Origin of the sequence: Methylobacterium fujisawaense (assembly GCF_014138435.1) — a bacterium.
GTDB lineage: Bacteria > Pseudomonadota > Alphaproteobacteria > Rhizobiales > Beijerinckiaceae > Methylobacterium > Methylobacterium fujisawaense.
Map to the genome: position 1 here is coordinate 189,215 of NZ_JACJIM010000008.1, position 18,780 is coordinate 207,994.

The following is an 18,780-nucleotide window of genomic DNA, read 5'->3' on the forward strand; positions in this document are numbered from 1 at the left end:
CTCAGAGCACCCGCACAGCCGGATCGGTGGGCGGGGCGGCCGCCAGGGGGTTGCGCAGGGGCAGCGCGAACGGCGCGGCCTCGATCTCGAACACGTCGCCGGGCCGGGTCGCGACGCCGTCGCTGAACGACAGGGTGGCGGTCCCGAAGAAGTGGACGTGCACGTCGCCGGGGCGCCGGAAGGGTGCGTATTTGAAGTGGTGCCGCTCCAGGTTGGCGATGCTGTGGGACATGTTCGCCTCCCCGGAGAGGAACGGCTTCTCCCAGAGCACGGCGCCGTCGCGCAGGATGCGGCTGGTCCCGCGCACGTCCGGGGGAAGCGCCCCGAGCCACAGCTCCGGGCCGAGGGCGGCCGGGCGCAGCTTGGAATGGGCGAGCCACAGGTAGTTGCCGCGCTCGGTCACGTGGTCGGAGAACTCGTTCGCCAGGGCGAAGCCGAGGCGCACCGGGGTGCCGTCGGCGTCGACCAGGTAGATCCCGGCGATCTCCGGCTCCTCGCCGCCGTCGCGGGCGAAGGCCGGCGAGACAAGCGGCTCGCCGGAGGCGACCAGGCCGGAGCCGTCGCCCTTGTAGAACCATTCCGGCTGCACGCCGGCCTCGCCCGGCGCCGGCTTGCCGCCCTCGACGCCCATCCGGAACATGCGCATCGAGTCGGTCGGCGCCGGGTCGGCCGCGGCCGCGCGGTGCATCGCGTCGCGGCCCTCCGCGGAGCCGAGATGCGTCAGGCCGGTGCCGCTCAGCATCAGGTGGGCGGGATCGGCGTGGTCGATGGGCGGCAGGAGCCGGACCGTGTCGAGATCGACGGGCGCGCCGAGTCCCGCCCGCTCCGCCGTCGCGGCCAGATCGTCCCCCGCCTCGAGAGCCCTGCGCGCCAGGGCGCGCACGCTGTCGACGCCGAGCACCCGCCGCGCCCGACCGTCGGCGAGCAGCGCGACCCCCCGCTGCCCGTCGGCGGCGCGGAATTGTAGGAGTGATCGTCCCATCTGTGTCCTCCCGGGGACGACCGCTTCGGGTCGTCCTGAACGCGCGGCCGTCGAGGGTCGCGCGGCGGCCTGTCAGCGGCCGGGTTGCGGATCGAGAACGCCGTCGATCCGGCGCGCGAGATGCCAGGGATTGTCCGGGCGCAGGGGCGGCGGCAGGAGCGCGTCGGGCAGGTCCTGGTAGCAGACCGGGCGCAGGAACCGTTCGATCGCCAGCGTGCCCACCGAGCTGCTCCGGCCGTCCGAGGTCGCCGGGAACGGCCCGCCATGCACCATCGCGGGGGCGACCTCGACGCCGGTGGGCCAGCCGTTCGCCAGGATCCGTCCGGCCTTGCGGGCCAGCAGCGGCACGAGCCCGGCGGCGAGATGCTCGTCCGCGCGGTCGAGGTGCAACGTCGCGGTGAGCTGCCCGCCGAGGGACTCGAGGAGCCGGGTGACCTCCGCCATGTCGGCGGCGGCGACCAGCAGCGCGGCCGGACCGAACATCTCGTCGGCGAGGGCCGGATCCGCGAGGACGTGGCGCGCCTCCGTGCGCAGCAGGCAGGCGGGGGCGCCCCCCGGCCCGGCGGCCGCCCCGCGCGCCGCGACCGTCACTCCCGGTCGGGCCGCCAGCGCGGCGACGGCGTGCGCGAACCGGTCGCGGATGTCCGGGGTGAGCATGGTGTGCGGCACACTCTCCCGGATCGCCGCGGCGGCGGCCTCCGCGAAGGCGTCGAGGTCGGAGCCGGCGATCCCGATCAGCAGACCGGGATTGGTGCAGAACTGCCCCGCCCCCAGCGTCAGCGACTGGACGAAGCCCGCCGCCAGGGACGCGCTCCGGGCCCGCAGGGCGCCGGGCAGGAGCACGACCGGGTTGACCGCGCTCATCTCGGCATAGACCGGGATCGGCTCGGGCCGGCCGGCGGCCACCCGCATCAGGGCGAGTCCGCCCGCGCGCGACCCGGTGAAGCCGACGGCCTTGATCCGCGGGTCGGCGACCAGGGCGCTTCCGAGGTCCGTGGACGGTCCCGGCAGGTAGGAGAACGTGCCCTCGGGCAGGCCGCCGGTGGCCACCGCCGCACGCACGGCCCGCGCGACCAGCTCCCCGGTCCCGGGATGGGCCGGATGGCCCTTCACCACCACCGGGCAGCCCGCCGCCAGGGCGGCGGCGGTGTCGCCCCCCGCCACCGAGAAGGCCAGCGGGAAGTTCGAGGCGCCGAACACCGCCACCGGGCCGATCGCGACGTGGCGCCGGCGCAGGTCCGGCCGGGGCAGCGGCTGCCGCTTGTGCTGCGCCGGATCGATCGTCGCCCGGATCCACGCGCCGGAGCGGACGAGATCCGCGAACAGCCGCAGCTGCCCGACCGTGCGGGCGCGCTCGCCCTCCAGCCGCGCCCGCGGCAGGCCGGTCTCGGCCATCGCCCGCTCGACGAGCGGCGCGCCGAGATCGGCGATGCCCTCGGCCACAGCTTCGAGACAGCGAGCGCGTGTTTCTGGTGGCGTCTCCGCGAAATGCGGGAACGCCGCCTCCGCCAGCGTGCAGGCGGCCTCCACCTCCCGAGGGCCTGCGGCCGAGAAGGCTGGCTCCAGGGGCGCTCCGGTGGCGGGATCCACGGCCCGGAAGAGCGCGGCTGTGGTCACGTCGGTGGCGCCGATCAGGACGCTGCCGCGGATCGTCACGGACCCTGGTGATTCACTACTCATACAATTAGGCTAGGGCAGTTCGCCTCCCGCCGCAAGCGCGGCCGTGTTTCCGGTGCAGGGGGTGTTCCTCTTTGCGCTCCTACAACTTCAGGATAGAATCGCGCCGATCCCGCCCCGACCGACCCGGTGGCCCGGACTGGAGGTGGACGAGTGAGGCAGGATCGCGGTCCGGAGAACGTCACGCTGCCCCTCGCCTCGGGCTCGCGCCGCATCCACGGCTCGGTCGCCCGCGATCTGGGGGTGGCGATCCTCGGCGGCCGCTACGCCCCCGGGGACGTGCTGCCCGGGGAGATCGAATTCTCTGAGAAATTGAACGTCTCGCGCACCGCCTATCGCGAGGCGATCCGCATCCTGAGCGCGAAGGGGCTCGTCGAGAGCCGCCCGCGCACCGGCACCCGCGTGAGCCAGCGCAGCCGCTGGAACCTGCTCGACCCCGACATCCTCGCCTGGGCCTTCGAGTCGGAGCCGAGCGAGTCCTTCATCCGCGACCTGTTCGAGCTGCGGATGATCGTCGAGCCGGCGGCGGCGGCGCTCGCGGCGGAGCGGCGCTCGGGCCTCGACCTCGCCCGGATGGGCCATGCCCTGGAGGAGATGGGCCGCAACGGCCTCGCCACCGAGGCCGGACGGGCCGCCGACCAGGCCTTCCACAACACGATCCTGGAATCGGCCCGCAACGGGGCGCTGATGGCCCTGTCGAGTTCCATCGCCGCCGCGGTCACGTGGACGACGATCTTCAAGCATCGCCGCCAGGGCCTGCCCCGGGATCCGATGCCCGACCACCGCGCCCTCTACGACGCGATCGTGGCGGGCGACCCGGCCGCCGCCCGGGAGACCATGACCGAGCTGGTCCGCCTCGCCCTCGCCGACACCGAGCTGGCGATGCGCCCCTGACGGAGCCGGCGGCGTCCGCGCCGCCGGCCCGGCCCTCGTCTCAGTGGTTGTCGCGCGGCACGCCCCGGGTCTGGGCGATGCGCTGGAACGCCTCGGCGCCCTCCAGGATGGCCCCGGTGTGCATCTGCCCCACGGCGGCGCGCTGCATCGCCTGCCACGGCGTCTGCGAGGCCGGATAGGCGTAGCCGCCCGCCGCCTCCAGGGCGCTGCGGCGGCGGGCGATCTCGTCCGCGTCGACCAGCATGTCGGCGGTGCCGCGGCGCAGGTCGATCCGCACCCGGTCGCCGGTGCGCAGGAGCGCGAGGCCGCCGCCGGCCGCCGCCTCGGGCGAGGCGTTGAGGATCGACGGCGAGCCCGAGGTGCCGGACTGGCGCCCGTCGCCCAGGCAGGGCAGCGCGTGCACGCCGGCCCGGATCAGCTGCGCGGGCGGGCGCATGTTCACCACCTCGGCGGCCCCGGGATAGCCGATCGGCCCGGCCCCGCGCATGATCAGGATGGTCTCCGCGGTGATGCCGAGGCTCGGGTCGTCGATCCGGGCGTGGTAATCCTCCGGTCCGTCGAAGACCACGACGGGACCCTCGAAGGCGTCCGGATCCTCCGGGTTCGACAGGTAGCGGGCGCGGAACTCGTCGCCGATGACGCTGGTCTTCATGACCGCGGCGTCGAACAGGTTGCCGCGCAGGACCAGGAAGCCCGCCGCCTCCTTGAGGGGCCGGTCGATCGGCCGGATGACGTCCTCGTCCTCGATCACGGCGCCGCGGCAATTGTCGCCGAGGGTGCGCCCGTTGACCGTCAGCGCGCCTTCCCGGATCAGGTCGCGGCGCATGAGCTGCGCCACCACCGCGGGCAAGCTGCCGGCGCGGTAGTAATCCTCGCCAAGATAGGTGCCCGCCGGCTGCAGGTTGACCAGCAGAGGCACGTCGAGCCCGTGGGTCTGCCAGTCCGTGATGTCGAGGTCGACCCCCATGTGGCGGGCGATCGCCGCGAGGTGGATCGGCGCGTTGGTCGAGCCGCCGATCGCCGAATTGACCGCGATGGCGTTGAGGAAGGCGTCGCGGGTCAGGATGTCGGAGGGCTTCAGGTCCTCGGCCACCATGGCGACGATGCGCTTACCGGTCTGGTAGGCGGCCTCCTGCCGGTCGCGGTAGGGCGCCGGGATCGCGGCCGAGCCGGGCAGCATCATGCCCAGGGCCTCGGCGAGCGTGTTCATCGTGGTGGCGGTGCCCATCGTGTTGCAGAAGCCGGTCGAGGGCGCCGACGAGGTAACGAGCTTGATGAAGCCGTCATGGTCGATCTCGCCGGCCGCCAGCATCGCGCGGGCCTTCCAGACGATCGTGCCGGAGCCCGTGCGCTGGCCCTTGAACCAGCCGTTGAGCATCGGCCCCACCGACAGGGCGATGGCCGGGATGTTCACGGTGGCGGCGGCCATCAGGCAGGCCGGGGTGGTCTTGTCGCAGCCCGTGGTCAGCACGACCCCGTCCAGCGGGTAGCCGAAGAGCAGCTCCACGAGGCCCAGATAGGCGAGGTTGCGGTCGAGGCCCGCGGTCGGCCGCTTGCCGGTCTCCTGGATCGGGTGGACGGGGAATTCCAGGACGATCCCGCCCGCCTCGCGGATGCCCTCGCGGATCCGCTCCGCGAGGACGAGATGGTGGCGATTGCACGGGGACAGGTCCGAGCCGGTCTGGGCGATGCCGATGATCGGCCTGCCCGAGCGCAGCTCCTCCAGGCTGAGGCCGAAGTTCAGGTAGCGCTCCAGGTAGAGCGCCGTCATGTCGATATTGTCGGGGTTGTCGAACCAGGCGCGGGAGCGCAGGGGCCGTGCAATCGGTCGGTCGGTCATTTCTGGGTCCGGTGAGCGGGGCTGGTCGAGAACCGGTAGGCGATCACGTTCCGGTAGGTCTTGCCGGGGTCGAGCCGGGCGGAGCCGAAGGCCGGCTGGTTCGGCGTGTCGGGGAAGAGTTCCGGCTCCAGCGCCAGGGCGTCCGACTGCCGGTAGGCGAGGCCGGATTTACCCACCACCGTCGCGTTGAGGAAGTTGCCGGCATAGAACTGCACCCCCGGCTGGTTGCTCGCCACCTCGAGGATCCGGCCCGATTCCGGATCCTCGACCCGCGCCACGAGGTGCGGCTCGGCCGTGGGCGCGTCGGTGACGACCCAGTTGTGGTCGTAGCCGCGCGCCCGCACGATCTGCTCGTCCCGCCCGTCGCGGATCCGCGCGCCGATCACCGTGGGCTTGCGGAAGTCGAAGGGCGTGCCGGCCACCGGCAAGTGCGCGCCGGTGGGGATCAGGGTGGCGTCGACCGGCGTGAAGCGCTCCGCCGGGATGGTCAGGGTCTGATCGAGGATCGAGCGGCCCGAGCCCTCACCCGCGAGGTTGAAGAAGCTGTGGTTGGTCAGGTTGACGATCGTCGGCTTGTCGGTCGTGGCCTCGTAGGTGACCGTCAGCGTGTCGGTCGCGTCGAGCGTGTAGGTGGCGGTGGCCGTGAGCGTTCCGGGATAGCCCTCCTCCCCGTCCGGGCTGACGTAGCGCAGGGTGACCGACGGGGCCGCGCCGCCCTTGACCGCGGTGATCGTCCAGAGCCGCTTGTCGAAGCCGGCCGCGCCGCCGTGCAGGGCGTTCGGGCCGTCGTTGGTGGCCAGCGTGTAGGTCTGGCCGTCGAGGGTGAAGCGCCCGGCGCGGATGCGGTTGGCGTAGCGCCCGACGCTCACGCCGAAATAACTGCCCTTGGTCAGGTAGGAGGCGAGGTCGGTGTAGCCGAGCACCACATCCGCGGCCTTGCCGGACCGGTCCGGGACGTCGAGGCTCCGCAGGAGCGCGCCCCACGACAGGATCCGGGCCGTGATCCCCTTGCCGTTCGTCAGCGTCACCTCCTCCACCGACCGGCCGTCCGGCAGGGTGCCGAACACCGTCCGGACCGGTTCGGCCGCCCGGACCGGAGCCGGGATCAGGCCCGGGATCGCCGCGCAGGCGCACAGCGCCAGGGGTCCCACTCCACGCATCGCATCCTCCCCTCGATGAAGCCGCCCGTCCCGCCGATCCTGCGCCGGCACGCGACGGGGACGCGGTTGACGTCCGCGAATCCGATATATACTCAGACAAATGAAATGGACAACATGGGACCGCCGGCAAGGCGGCCCGGAACGCAGAGGACAACGCCGGATGGCAGGACCGATCGCGACCGTCGGGACGACGGCGCCCCGGACGGGGGCGGAGGCCGCGCGCGACCGGGGCGCCTACCGCCCGGCCCTGTCGCTGCTGGCGAGCCTCTTCTTCATGTGGGGCTTCATCACGGTCATCAACAACACGCTGCTGCCGCACCTGCGCAGCGTGTTCGACCTCGATTACACGCAGACGACGCTGATCGAGTCCGTCTGGTTCATCGCCTATTTCGTGGCCTCGATCCCGGCGGCAAAGCTGATCGAACGGGTCGGCTACCAGCGCGCCCTGGTGGCGGGGCTGGGCATCATGGCGCTGGGCACGCTCGGGATGATCCTGGCCGCGCACCAAGTCTCCTACGCGATCACGCTCACGGCCCTGTTCGTGATCGCCAGCGGCATCACCCTGCTGCAGGTCGCCGCGAACCCCTACGTGGCGGTGGTCGGCCCGGCCGAGAGCGCTCCGGCGCGCCTCAACCTCGTGCAGGCGTTCAACTCCTTCGGGACGACCCTGGCGCCGCTGTTCGGCGGCTACCTGATCCTCGGGCGCTCCGCCGCGGGCAACGCCGCCGCCGGCACCATCCTGACACCGGCCGAGCGCTTGGCCGACGCGCAATCGGTGCAGCTGCCCTACCTGATCGTGGCGGCGATCCTCGTCGGTCTCGCCGTGATCATCGCCCGCTTCCCGCTGCCCGCCCTGGGCGGCGCCGGCGGCGCCACGGCCCGGGCCGTCAAGGCCGAGCGCGCCGGCCTGTCCCTCTGGCGCCACCGCAACCTCGTGCTCGGCGTGCCGGCGATCTTCATCTACCTGATCGCCGAGATCGGGGTGTCGAACCTGTTCATCAACTTCGTCTCACAGCCGGAGATCGGCGACCTGACCCACGCCCAGGCCTCGCGCTACCTGTTCCTGCTCTGGGGCGGCATGATGGTCGGCCGCTTCGCCGGCAGCTACCTGATGCAGGCTCGGGCGGCCGAGACCGTGCTGGCCGGGGCGGCGATCGGCGCCTGCGCGGTGATGCTGGTGGCGACCTTCGCGACCGGCCACTGGGCGATGTGGGCCCTGATCTCGGTGGGCCTGTTCCACGCGATCATGTTCCCGACGATCTTCACCCTGGGGATCCGCGGCCTCGGGCCGCTCACCGAGGAGGGCGCCGGGCTGCTGATCATGGCGATCGCGGGCGGATCCCTGGTGGTGGTGCAGGGTTGGGCGGCGGACCGGTTCGGGCTGCAGCATTCCTTCCTGATCACCGCCGCCTGCGAACTCTACGTCCTGTTCTACGCTCTCTGGGGCTGCCGCCCCGCCGCCGCGGCGCGGCCGGCGGGCGCCTGAGCGTCGGCGGGATCGGGGAGCGCTCTGCCATGGACCCGCGGATCCGCATCCTGGACCGGCCCCGGCGCGACCGGCTCGGCGAAGGCCCGATCTGGGTTCCGGAGCGGGGCTTGCTGTTCTGGGTCGACATCGAGGCCCCGGCCCTGAACTGGCTCGACCTCGCCCGCGGCGAGACCGGCACCCATCCGTTCCCGGAGCCGCTGGGCTGGATCATCCCCCGCGCCGGCCGGCGCGACTTCATCGTCGGGCTGAAGAGCGGGTTCGCGATCTACGACCTCGAGGCCGACCGGATCACGCCGATCGGCGATCCGGAGCCCGACGAGCCCGACAACCGCCTGAACGACGCCAAGGTCGACGGCGCCGGCCGGATCTGGGCCGGGAGCATGCACCAGGCCGAGACCGCGGCTTCGGGATCCCTCCACCGGCTCGATCCCGACCTGACTTGGCGGCGGATGGACACGAGCTACGGCGTCGCCAACGGGCCGACCTTCAGCCGCGATGGCCGGATCCTCTATCACAGCGACAGCGCCGCCCGGACGGTCTACGCCTTCGACCTCGCCGCGGACGGCACGCTGACGGGCAAGCGCGCCTTCCTGCGCTTTCCGGAGGCCTGGGGCTGGCCCGACGGGATGACCACGGATTCCGAGGGCTGCCTCTGGATCGCCCATTGGGGCGGCGGCCGGCTCAGCCGCGTGGATCCCGAGGGGCGACTGATGCGGGCGATCCCACTGCCCGCACCCAACATCACAAGCTGCGCCTTCGCGGGAGAAGGGCTCGACCGCCTGTTCGTCACCTCGGCCGCCCGGGGCGCCGAGCACGTGCCGGCGGCGGGGGCCCTGTTCGAACTCGATGTCGGCGTGACAGGCCTGCCGCCCCGCGCCTTCGGGGGCTGACCGGCCCGGCGGCCGTGGAAGGTCTTTCCCTGTGGCTGTAGCGTCCCCGGACGGCGGGGCCTGATGGCGACCGGGTTGTCCCGGGCGGCCGACGCGGTCCGTGCGGCGGCCCGATCCGCGTCCGCGCGGGCCTCGACGCAATCCTCGCAGGATCGTGTGGCCGCCTCATCCGGATGGGGGATGCGCGGTCCCCGGCCGGTCTCTACGCTCGCCACTTCTCCGAGACGAGATCACCTTCAGCCCGCCCGGCCCTGCCGCGGCGGGCTCCTTGTCGGATGTCGCCGACACGGCGCTACCGCCGAATCGGAAGCCGGCGGATGGGCCGCCCGGCGGTGTCGCGCACCACCAGGCTCCAGGAGCGGCCGGGATCGGCCGCGCAGACCTCATCGGCCATCTCGGCGATCACGCTGCGCGCCTCGGCCAGGGCCTCGTCCAGGCTGCCGACCTCGACGCCTTCCTCGTCGCGGATCGTTTCCTCGCCGCTCTCGACGTCGAAGTAGAAGCGCTCGGACACCGACCTCCCCCCTGCTGCCGCCCTCCGGCGGTCGTCCTGATCTCTCTACGTAGTCCGGAATATGACTGGGACCGGTCTTTGATCGGATAAACCTTAATGCATTTAAAACGCGGATTTGCCTGTATCTGTGCGAAGGCGGCCCAGTCTCGATTGAATTATCGATTATAAGAACCAGGCACGCCGCCGCCGATGTCCGATGGCTTGCTGAGGTGGCGCTCTTGGAGTCGGGACCCCTGACATGTCGACCTCCGCCGATCCGCCCAACGCGCGCGCCGAGAAAGCCGCGCTCCGCAAAGCCACGCTGCGGGCGCATATCAAGAACGTTCTGTCGACGATCCGCAGTCATCATACGGGGCGCGGCCGCGCGTCGATGCGGGTCTCGCGCTACACCCTTGGACGGTGGTTCCGGGGCATCGCCGCCGGAGCGAACCCGCTTTTTGCGTAGCAACGCTCGTCCGATGGACGTGTTTCTCAAGGCGCCGCGCTCCGGCGCTTCGAACCGCGTCCCATGGCCGAGACCGCCCGCCTCCGATCCCATATCCGTAGCGTGCTGCTCAGGCTGATGCAGCGGCTGCGCGCCCGGGCCGGCTGACGCGACAGCGGTCGGACGCCGGCCGTCGGGCGGCCGTCTTGCGCCCCTGCCCTCGGCTGCGGCGCGGTGGGGTGCGGGGGGCACGCCTGTGGATTGGGCAGGCCACGCGACACGCCCCGATTCCGCCTGGGGGCTTGCGTGGAGATCCTGCCCGGAAAACCTGCTTGGCGAACCGCGCCGTCCAGGCCGGGGACGGCGCGGCGGAGCCGCCGAAAATCTGAGGGATTGACCGGATTTCACGCCGAAACGACCGGTCTAGTGCTGACACGACCCGTCTTCGTTGCCGTGCCAGCGGCTTTATCTCCGCTCGATACAGATTTAGATTCGCGGGCCCAACGAGCCGGCACCGGGCCCGTCCCGGCGCGGGCGCGCCGTCCTGCCGGGCAGACCGGCTCCCGAGGTGACGATGGGCCAGATGACGATCAAGGACGTCGCCCGACGGGCCGGCGTGAGCTTCCAGACGGTCTCGCTGGTCCTGAACCATCCGGAGAAGGTCGCCCGGACCACGCGCGAGACCATCGAGACGGCCATGCGCGACCTGGACTTCGTGCCGAGCCTCGCCGCCCGGTCCCTGCGCAAGAAGCCCAGTCGCAGCATCGCCTGCGTGTTCTCCCTCGGGGCGCAGCCCGCCGATGCCGCGTTCCATCTGAGGGAGGAGGCCGATCAGGGCCTCGTCCTGCAGACCTTCGGGTACGTGACCGACCAGCAGGGCTATACCCTGGTCCACCGGTGTCGCCGCGGCGACGACCCGGACGGCCTGAGCCGGATCGCCAGCCTGGTCAGCGAGGCCCGGGTCGACGGCATCGTCGTCTTCGCCGACCGCCAGGACGACCCGCTGATCGGCCTGCTGCAGGCCAAGCGATTCCCGTTCGTCGTGTTCGGCCTCGACGTTCCCGGCACGCACTACGCCATGCAGGCCGAGCGCGACGCGGCCCGCGACGCCGTCCGCCACCTGATCCAGGCCGGGAGCCGGTCCATCTGCTTTTTCACGGGCGCGGGCGACGGTCGGCGGTGGCGTGCCGGGGCCGAGCGGTTCCGCGGCTACCGGGACGCGCTCGCGGAGGCGGGGCTGCCGCTGCGCGACGACCGCGTGGTGGCGTGCGACTGCACGTCCGAGGGCGGCTATCGGGCGACGCGCGCGCTGCTGGAGCGGCCGGACACGGGGTCAGGAGACCGGCCGGATGCCATCGTGGCCGCCAGCGATCGGGTGGCGTTCGGCGCGCTGAAGGCGCTGCACGAGCGCGGCGTGCGGGTCCCCGCGGAGATCCGCGTCGTGGGCTTCGACAACCTCACCCAGGGGGCCTACTCGGTCCCGAGCCTGACCTCGGTCGATGTCCCGACCCTCGACATGGTCCGGTTCGCCTTCGCGACCCTGGTCGAGCTGATCGAGGGGACGCGCGCGCCGGACGACCTCGCCCAGCGGCTGTTTCCCACGCGCCTCGTCGTGCGCGAATCGACCGCGGCGCGGCCGCAGGCCTAGGAGGCCGAGGCCGGCGTTCCGCGGCCCGTATGGGCGCCTCACTCCGCCGCGAGGATGCCCGTCTCGGGGTCGCCCCGTCCGAACTGCGCCGCGTGCAGGCGGCTGTAGGGGCCGCCGGCGGCGAGCAAGGCCGCGTGCCGGCCCTCCTCGACCACGCCGCCCTCCCCCAGGACCACGATGCGGTCGGCGTCCCGGATGGTCGCGAGGCGGTGGGCGATCACCAGGGTCGTGCGCCCGCGGGCGAGTTCGGCGAGCGCCCGCTGGATCTCCCGCTCGGTCTCGGTGTCCAGCGCCGAGGTCGCCTCGTCGAGGATCAGGATCGGCGGGTTCTTGAGGAAGACCCGCGCGATGGCGATGCGCTGCTTCTGCCCCCCCGACAGGCGCACGCCGCGCTCGCCCACCACCGTGTCGAGGCCCTCCGGCAGGCCGTCGATCAGCCCGCCGAGCCGGGCGCGCCGGGCGGCGGCGTCGATCTCCGCCTCCGTGGCGTCGAGGCGGCCATAGGCGATGTTCTCCCGGATCGTGCCGGCGAACAGGAACACGTCCTGCTGCACGATGCCGATCTGCCGGCGCAGGCTCGCGAGGGTGATGTCGCGGATGTCGATCCCGTCGACGGTGATCCGGCCCGCCTCGACCTCGTAGAAGCGCGGCAGCAGGGCGCAGAGGGTGGTCTTGCCGACCCCCGAGGGGCCCACGAACGCCACCGTCTCGCCCGCCGCCACCGCGAGGTCGAGGCCGGCGAAGACCGGGCGCCCGGGGCCGTAGCTGAAGCCGATCCCCTCGAAGCCGATGTCGCCCCGCAGGGACTCCACCGCGCGGGCCTCCGGCCGGTCGGTGATGTCGGGCGCGGTGGCGAGCAACTCCTGATAGCGGCGGAACCCCGCCACACCCTTCGGGTAGGTCTCGACCACGGCGCCGATCTTCTCCAGCGGCCGGTAGAACACCCCGACGAGGAGCAGGAAGCCCACGAAGCCGCCGGGCGTCAGGTCGCCCCGGACCACGAAGGCCGCGCCGCCGAGCAGCACGGCGATCTGCACGAGGCGCAGGCCCAGGTAGTTGATCGACAGGCCCGCCGCCATCAGCCGGTAGGCCTCGAGCTTGGTGTCGCGGTAGCGGGCATTGTCGCGGGCGAACAGGGCGCGCTCGTGGGGCTCGTTGGCGAAGGCCTGCACGACCCGCATCCCGCCGACATTCTCCTCGATCCGCGCATTGAAGGCCCCGACCCGGCCGTACTGGGCCTGCCAGTTGCGGGTCATGCGGCCGCCGTAGCGGATCGACACGAAGGCGATCAGCGGCAGGATCGCTGCCGTGATCAGCGCCAGCGGCGCGTGCACCGTGAGCATCAGTGCGAAGGCGCCCAGCAGCGTCATCACGGCGATGAACAGGTCCTCGGGCCCGTGATGGGCGACCTCGCCGATCTCCTCCAGGTCCTTGGTCACCCGGGCGACGAGATGGCCGGTCTTCTGGCCGTCGTAGAAGCGGAAGGAGAGCTTCTGCAGGTGGTCGAAGGCCCGTTCCCGCAGGGTGGTCTCGATGTTGATGCCGAGCACGTGGCCCCAGTAGGTGACCACCACCATCAGGCCGGCATTGGCCACGTAGACCAGCGTCAGCGCCGCGGCGGCGAGCAGGATCAGGCCCCAATCCTGCCGGGGCAGGAGGCTGTCGATGAAGCCCTTCACGGCGATGGGGAAGCCGAGTTCGAGCAGGCCGGACAGCACCGCGCAGCCGAAATCGACCAGGAACAGCGTCCGGTACGGCCGGTAATAGGCGAGGAAGGCCTTCAGCATCGCGCGGCTCGGATCAGCGTGGGGCGGCGCACGCGACGGGGCAGAGCGCGCCGCAGGACGGCACCCCCGGCAGGCGCTGGCGCAGGCAGCAGACGCGCCGCCGCCGGCACCCCGACGTCCCCGGACAGAGCGCCTGCGCCAGGGGGCTCCTAGCGCAGCCCGGGCCCGGACGCCATCCGAGGCAGGCCGCGACGTCGTCACAGGCGGCGGCGCAAGCGGGGGGCGCCCCGGCCCCCGCCCCGTCCCCGCCCCCGTCCCCGAGCGGGGTCCCGAGTTCCCGGGCGACGTAGTCGAGGATCACCGCCGCGTTGCCCCAGAGGATCCGGGGGGCGATGCCACATCGGGCGTGGCACAGCTCCACGAACGGGCGCAGATGCGCCTCCACCAGCCCGGTGAGGCCGGGCGCCGGGCAGGCCGCGCAGCCGGACCCGTCCGCGGGCAGGCGGAAGCGGCACGGCCGCCCCGCCGCGTCGAGTTCGAGGCGCATCGCATCGAAGGCGAGCGGCAACGGCCGGCCGAGGCGGACCAGGGCCGTCAGCGCCGGCGTCGCCAGGGCCGCGAGGTAGAACTGGCTCCAGTACGAGACCCGGATCCGCGGATCCGCGGTCTGGAACTCCGCGCCGAACCCGGCCCCGAAGGCCGCCAGCGTCGCGTCGAACACGTCCGGGTCGCGCAGGGCGCCGAGGGGCACCGCCTCCGGGCCGCCGGGACCGTCCGCGACGCCGTCCCGATAGGCCGCGAGCGAGTCGGGTATCTGCGCGGCGACCTCGGCGATCATCGCGCCACCCCGTCGGCCCGCAGGGTCCGGCCCACCGCGACGGCGAGCCACGCCACCGCGGCGGCGTAGAGCGGCAGGCTGGCGGCGAAGTAGCCCGGCCAGCCGACCCAGCCGGCGAGCGCCGGAGCGGCGACCCGCAGGGGCATGGCGGCGAAGAAGGCGGCCCCGAACAGCAGCGCGTAGTCGGTGGCGGGCCTCGGCCCCTGGGCCCACCGGTAGATCATGTTGAAGACCGGCACGCCCAGGAAGCCGCCCGCGACGAAGCTGAGCACCGTGGCGGCGATTCCGAGATCCGCCATCCGGCCGGCGCAGGCGACGGCCATCAGGCCCCCTGAGGCCAGGACGCCGAGGGCGCCCGCGGCGATCAGCCGGACCGTGCCGAACCGCGCGGCCAAGCCCCCCGCCGCCAGGGCCATCACCAGGTTCACGGCCGGCAGGACGGTGCCGGTGAGCGATCCGACCTGCCCGAGCGACACGCCGAGATCGAGGAGCGCCAGGGTGTTGGGCCCGGCGACGAGATAGGAGGCGGCGAAATAGGCCCCGAGGACGAGCACGCGTCCGGCCAGGCGGCGCAGACGCGCCAGCGCGCCCGACCCGCGCTCCAGGCTTGGCCCGGCCCCGCGCAGGCGCGCCTCCCCGTAGCCGAGGATCGGCAGCAGGCAGAGGGCGTCGAGCGCCGCGCAGGCCAGGACCGCCCCGTGCCAGCCCAGGCTGTCGTAGGAGCCGACCAGCACGCCGACCCCCAGGATCCCGCCCAGGGAGGCCCCGCACAGCTTGGCCGAGGCCACGTAGGCCCGCTCGTCCGCCGGGACGGTCTCGACCACCAGCGCCTCGAGGGCGATGTCCATGGTCGCCACGCAGGCGCAGGCGGCGATCGCCAGGGCGAGCAGCGCCGGGAGCGGCCAGGTCTCGCCGAAGCTCAGGGCGACCAGCAGGAGCACCGAAGCGGCCTGCGCGACCACGATCCAGCCGATCCGATGGCTGAGGAACGGCAGGCGCAGCCGGTCGAGGACGGGCGCCCACAGGAAGGTCAGCCCGACCGGCAGGTTGATCAGTTGCAGCAGGCCGACCTCGGCCAGCTCCACGCCCCGGGCCCGCAGGATCAGCGGCGCCCCGCCGGACAGGAAGCCGAGCGTGGCCCCGAAGGTCACGTACAGGCAGAAGAACGGCGCCAGCGGCCGCAGCCCGGCCAGGGCGTCGACGACCCGGGTGCCGATGGCGGGGCCGGCGGATCCGGTCACCGCGGCCCACACGCTGGTCTGAGTCCCGCGCCGTCCCGGAGGCTGCAGTTTATAATCACACTAATCTATTGATTTACCTCAGTTTTTGTTGTTTAGAGGGGGGCGGGTCTTGGATCAAGCCGGTCGGCAGATGCGGCGCGCTGTCCCCTCGCGGAGAGCGGATCCTGCGTTAACCTTCCGTCAACCATACCGCCGACAGAATCCCAGGCGGAGGGCAGAACCATGACCCGACGCCGGGATTTCGACGCGCTGAGCGAAGCTCAGATCGCCGCGGGACGCACGCAGAAGCGCTGGGTCGAGCCGAAGGCGGGGTTCCGTCCGGCCGCGCCGCAGGCCGTGGCCGACTTGCTCGACACGATCCAGCACGTGGCCGAAGCCGCTACCGGCGAGCGCAGCTTCCTGTACCTGCGCCCGCAGGCCGGCCGCCCCCGCGGGCGCTGAGGCGATCCCGCCCACGCTTCCGGCGCCCGGATCCCGCGGCGCACTGGCAAGGGCCGGCCGGTTCTGCAAAAACGCCGGTATGGCACCGCATCCCGCTCTCGAATCCGCCTGCGCGCGCGTGTCGATCGCGTCCGCCCGATCCGGCGGCGATTCATGAGTGTGGACGAGGTCGCGGATCTCCGGCAGCGCAACCGTGCGCTCGCGGACGAGGTCGAAGGCCTGCGTGCCGCCCTCGCGGCCCGGGCGGAGACAGACGCCGCGGTCGCACCGGCGGACGAGACCGCCTTCGGCCGCGCCTTCTGGCGCGCGCCCGCGCGGATCGACGCGACCCTGCCCGATCCCGACCCGGCACGGCTCGACGATGCCGAGTTCCGCAACCTCGCCGACCACCTGCCGATCCTGTGCTGGCTCGCCCGCAGCGACGGCTACCTGTTCTGGTACAACCGCCGCTGGCTCGACTATTGCGGCACCACCCAGGAGGCGATGGCGGGCTGGGGCTGGCAGGCTGTCCACGACCCCGCCGAGCTGCCGCGGGTCAAGGCGGTCTGGGCCGCTGCGATCGCCACCGGCGAACCGTTCGAGATGGTCTTCCCCCTGCGGGGCGCCGACGGCGTGTTCCGGCCCTTCCTCACCCGGATCGTGCCCCTGCGGGACGCCACCGGACGGGTGGCGCGCTGGTTCGGGGTCAATACCGAGATCGGCGCGCAGGCCCGGGCCGAGGCGGCTCTGCGCGCCTCCGAGGGCCGCCTGCGCCGGGCCCAGGAGGCCGGCGGCGTCGGCGTCTTCACCATCGACATCGCCAGCGACACCGTCCACGGGACGCCGAACTTCTTTCGCCTTTACGGGCTGCCCGAGCAGGACCGGCTCCCCGTCGACGTCATCGCCAGCCTCGTCAGCCCGGACGATGCCGGCCTGATCGCCCGGCGGGCCGACCGCGCGGCCGGCCGCGCCGCGCGGGACGTCGCCTACCGGATCCGGCGGGCCGATACCGGCGCGGAGCGCTGGATCGCCTGGCGCGGCGCGTTCGAGCGGGACGGCGCGGGGCGTGCGGTCCGGTTCGTCGGCGCGGTGCGCGACATCACCGACCACAAGGCCGCGGAGGGGCGCGCCGAGGCCAACGAGCGCGAGCTGCGCCTCATCACCGATGCGCTGCCGGTGCTGATCGCCTTCATCGGCCGGGACTACATCTACCGTTTCGCCAATGCGGCCTATCAGGACTGGTTCTTCCGCCCGGCCTCCGAGATCGTCGGCCGCGACGTGCGTGCGCTCCTGACTCCGGCGAATGCCGAGTTGCGGCGCACCTACATCGAGCGCGCGCTCGCCGGCGAGGCCGTCCTGTTCGAGGCGGCGTGGCCCCACGCGGACGGGCGCCACCGGGATGCCGAGATCCGCTATCTGCCCCGGCGCGATGCCGGCGGGGCGGTCGACGGCTTCCACGTGTTCGTCCAGGACATCACCGACCGCAAGGAGGTCGAGGCGGCGCTGCTCTCCGAGGTCACGCAGCGCACCCGCGAGCGCGACCGGCTGTGGGAGACCACCAACGACCTGATGGGCACGGCGGGGCTCGACGGCTTCCTCAAGAGCGTCAACCCGGCCTGGGCGCGCATGCTCGGCTGGACCGAGGCCGAGCTTCTCGGACGCCCGTTCGCGACGTTCATCGATCCGGACGACCATGCCGAGGCCGCCGCGGTGGTCGGGCGGCTCGCCGCCGGCGAGAGGGTGGCGGGCTTCGTCGACCGCGTCCTCACCCGCGCGGGCGACCGCCGGGTCGTGATGTGGACCGCGGTGCCCGAGCCCGGGGCCGGGCTGTTCTACATCGTCGGGCGGGACCTGACCGAGCAGCGCCGCGCCGAGGAACAGCTCCTGCAGGCGCAGAAGATGGAGGCGATCGGTCAGCTCACCGGCGGCATCGCCCACGACTTCAACAACCTGCTCACCGGCATCATCGGCTCCCTCGAGCTGATGCAGACCCGCATCCGGCAGGGGCGGTTCGACGCGATCGAGCGCTATGCCGGCGCCGCCATGGCATCGGCCAACCGGGCGGCGGCCCTGACCCACCGGCTGCTCGCCTTCGCCCGGCGCCAGCCCCTGGCGCCGCAGCCGACCGCCGCCAACCCGCTGATCGCCGGCATGGAGGAGCTCCTGCGCCGCACCCTGGGCGAGCGGGTGGAACTCGCCCTGGTCACGGCGGCCGACCTGTGGCTGACCCTGTGCGACCCGCACCAGCTCGAGAACGCCGTCCTCAACCTCGCCATCAACGCCCGGGACGCGATGCCGGAGGGCGGCCGCCTCGTGATCGAGACCGGAAACGCCCGCCTGGGCGACGCCGACGCAAGGCTGGAGGCCGGCGCGAGGGCGGGCTCCTACGTGAGCATCCGCGTCAGCGATACCGGGACCGGCATGAGCCCGGAGGTCGCCGCCCGGGCCTTCGATCCGTTCTTCACGACCAAGCCGCTGGGCCAGGGCACCGGCCTCGGCCTGTCGATGATCTACGGCTTCGCCCGGCAGTCCGAGGGGCATGTCCGGATCGAGTCGGAGCCGGGGCGCGGCACCGCCGTCACGCTCTATCTGCCGCGCCACCGCGGCGTCGCGGAGCCCGAATCCGTGGCCTCGGATCGCACGGTGCTGCACCGGGCGGCGCGCGGCGAGACCGTGCTGGTGGTGGAGGATGAGCCGGTGGTGCGGGACCTGATCGTCGAGGTGCTGGCCGACCTCGGCTACACCGCGGTCCGGGCCGCGGACGCCCGGGCGGGGCTCGCCCTGCTGCGGGGACCGGGCCGGATCGACCTTCTGATCAGCGATGTCGGCCTACCCGGCGGCCTCGATGGCCGACAGATGGTGGAGGCGGCCCGCCCGCACCGGCCGGACCTGAAGGTCCTGTTCATCACGGGCTATGCCGAGAACGCGACCTTCGGCACCGGTCACCTGGAACCGGGGATGCAGATGATCACCAAGCCGTTCTCCGTGGAGGTGCTGGCCGCCCGGGTGCGGGCGATGATCGCCGGTCGCGACTGA

15 protein-coding genes are annotated in these 18,780 nt (G+C 72.7%); 7 read left to right on the plus strand and 8 right to left on the minus strand.

Annotated elements, in window-relative coordinates; all coding sequences use genetic code 11:
- Window position 1: 1 nt before the first annotated feature.
- Together araD1 and GGQ91_RS23625 are read right to left on the minus strand one after the other, a co-directional pair.
- Window positions 2-982, minus strand: a complete 981-nt coding sequence (gene araD1, locus GGQ91_RS23620) for an AraD1 family protein (RefSeq protein ID WP_182592969.1) — start codon at window positions 980-982, stop codon at window positions 2-4.
- A gap of 72 nt (window positions 983-1,054) precedes the next feature.
- Window positions 1,055-2,662, minus strand: a complete 1,608-nt coding sequence (locus tag GGQ91_RS23625) for an aldehyde dehydrogenase (NADP(+)) (protein WP_182592970.1) — start codon at window positions 2,660-2,662, stop codon at window positions 1,055-1,057.
- Between the two features lie 150 nt (window positions 2,663-2,812).
- Here GGQ91_RS23625 and GGQ91_RS23630 point away from each other — a divergent pair, with 150 nt between their 5' ends.
- Window positions 2,813-3,553: an FCD domain-containing protein gene (locus tag GGQ91_RS23630; protein WP_182592971.1), complete on the plus strand. Its 741-nt coding sequence runs from the start codon at window positions 2,813-2,815 to the stop codon at window positions 3,551-3,553.
- 40 nt (window positions 3,554-3,593) lie between these two features.
- On the opposite strand, the gene GGQ91_RS23635 is transcribed toward GGQ91_RS23630, so the two are convergent.
- Together GGQ91_RS23635 and GGQ91_RS23640 are read right to left on the minus strand one after the other, a co-directional pair.
- Window positions 3,594-5,393, minus strand: coding sequence for an IlvD/Edd family dehydratase (locus GGQ91_RS23635; RefSeq protein WP_182592972.1), 1,800 nt, complete (start codon window positions 5,391-5,393; stop codon window positions 3,594-3,596).
- Window positions 5,390-6,553 (minus strand): aldose epimerase family protein, encoded by a 1,164-nt coding sequence (locus tag GGQ91_RS23640; protein WP_182592973.1) that lies wholly within the window; start codon window positions 6,551-6,553, stop codon window positions 5,390-5,392. The genes GGQ91_RS23635 and GGQ91_RS23640 overlap by 4 nt, the downstream gene beginning before the upstream one ends.
- A 160-nt stretch (window positions 6,554-6,713) precedes the next feature.
- On the opposite strand from GGQ91_RS23640, the gene GGQ91_RS23645 reads away from it, so the two are divergent.
- Both GGQ91_RS23645 and GGQ91_RS23650 read left to right on the plus strand, forming a co-directional pair.
- Window positions 6,714-8,039, plus strand: coding sequence for a sugar MFS transporter (locus tag GGQ91_RS23645; protein ID WP_053610134.1), 1,326 nt, complete (start codon window positions 6,714-6,716; stop codon window positions 8,037-8,039).
- 29 nt (window positions 8,040-8,068) lie between these two features.
- Complete coding sequence (locus GGQ91_RS23650) at window positions 8,069-8,932, plus strand: SMP-30/gluconolactonase/LRE family protein (protein ID WP_043352263.1); 864 nt, start codon at window positions 8,069-8,071, stop codon at window positions 8,930-8,932.
- Between the two features lie 292 nt (window positions 8,933-9,224).
- On the opposite strand, the gene GGQ91_RS23655 is transcribed toward GGQ91_RS23650, so the two are convergent.
- Window positions 9,225-9,446 (minus strand): DUF6894 family protein, encoded by a 222-nt coding sequence (locus GGQ91_RS23655; RefSeq protein WP_043382412.1) that lies wholly within the window; start codon window positions 9,444-9,446, stop codon window positions 9,225-9,227.
- Between the two features lie 238 nt (window positions 9,447-9,684).
- Between GGQ91_RS23655 and GGQ91_RS23660 the strand changes: the two genes are divergently transcribed.
- Window positions 9,685-9,891 carry a hypothetical protein gene (locus GGQ91_RS23660; RefSeq protein WP_043382414.1) on the plus strand — a complete coding sequence of 69 codons (207 nt, stop codon included), beginning with the start codon at window positions 9,685-9,687 and terminating at the stop codon, window positions 9,889-9,891.
- Window positions 9,892-10,453: 562 nt separating this feature from the next.
- The gene (locus GGQ91_RS23665) at window positions 10,454-11,518 is read left to right on the plus strand and encodes a LacI family DNA-binding transcriptional regulator (RefSeq protein WP_236952898.1); all 1,065 of its coding nucleotides are present in this window, start codon (window positions 10,454-10,456) and stop codon (window positions 11,516-11,518) included.
- Between the two features lie 38 nt (window positions 11,519-11,556).
- Here the strand turns inward: GGQ91_RS23665 and GGQ91_RS23670 are convergent, their stop codons facing one another.
- From GGQ91_RS23670 to GGQ91_RS23680, 3 genes are read right to left on the minus strand one after another with little or no spacing between them, the layout of a single operon-like run.
- Complete coding sequence (locus tag GGQ91_RS23670) at window positions 11,557-13,305, minus strand: ABC transporter ATP-binding protein (protein WP_043382420.1); 1,749 nt, start codon at window positions 13,303-13,305, stop codon at window positions 11,557-11,559.
- A 13-nt stretch (window positions 13,306-13,318) separates the two neighbouring features.
- Window positions 13,319-14,083 carry a siderophore-iron reductase FhuF gene (gene fhuF / locus GGQ91_RS23675; protein WP_043382424.1) on the minus strand — a complete coding sequence of 255 codons (765 nt, stop codon included), beginning with the start codon at window positions 14,081-14,083 and terminating at the stop codon, window positions 13,319-13,321.
- Window positions 14,080-15,324, minus strand: a complete 1,245-nt coding sequence (locus GGQ91_RS23680; protein WP_043382488.1) for an MFS transporter — start codon at window positions 15,322-15,324, stop codon at window positions 14,080-14,082. Before GGQ91_RS23680 ends, fhuF begins: the two co-directional genes overlap by 4 nt.
- 222 nt (window positions 15,325-15,546) lie before the next feature.
- On the opposite strand from GGQ91_RS23680, the gene GGQ91_RS23685 reads away from it, so the two are divergent.
- Entirely contained in the window at window positions 15,547-15,765 is a 219-nt protein-coding gene (locus tag GGQ91_RS23685) for a hypothetical protein (RefSeq protein WP_043356299.1), read from the plus strand.
- Between the two features lie 153 nt (window positions 15,766-15,918).
- Complete coding sequence (locus GGQ91_RS23690) at window positions 15,919-18,780, plus strand: hybrid sensor histidine kinase/response regulator (protein ID WP_075379937.1); 2,862 nt, start codon at window positions 15,919-15,921, stop codon at window positions 18,778-18,780.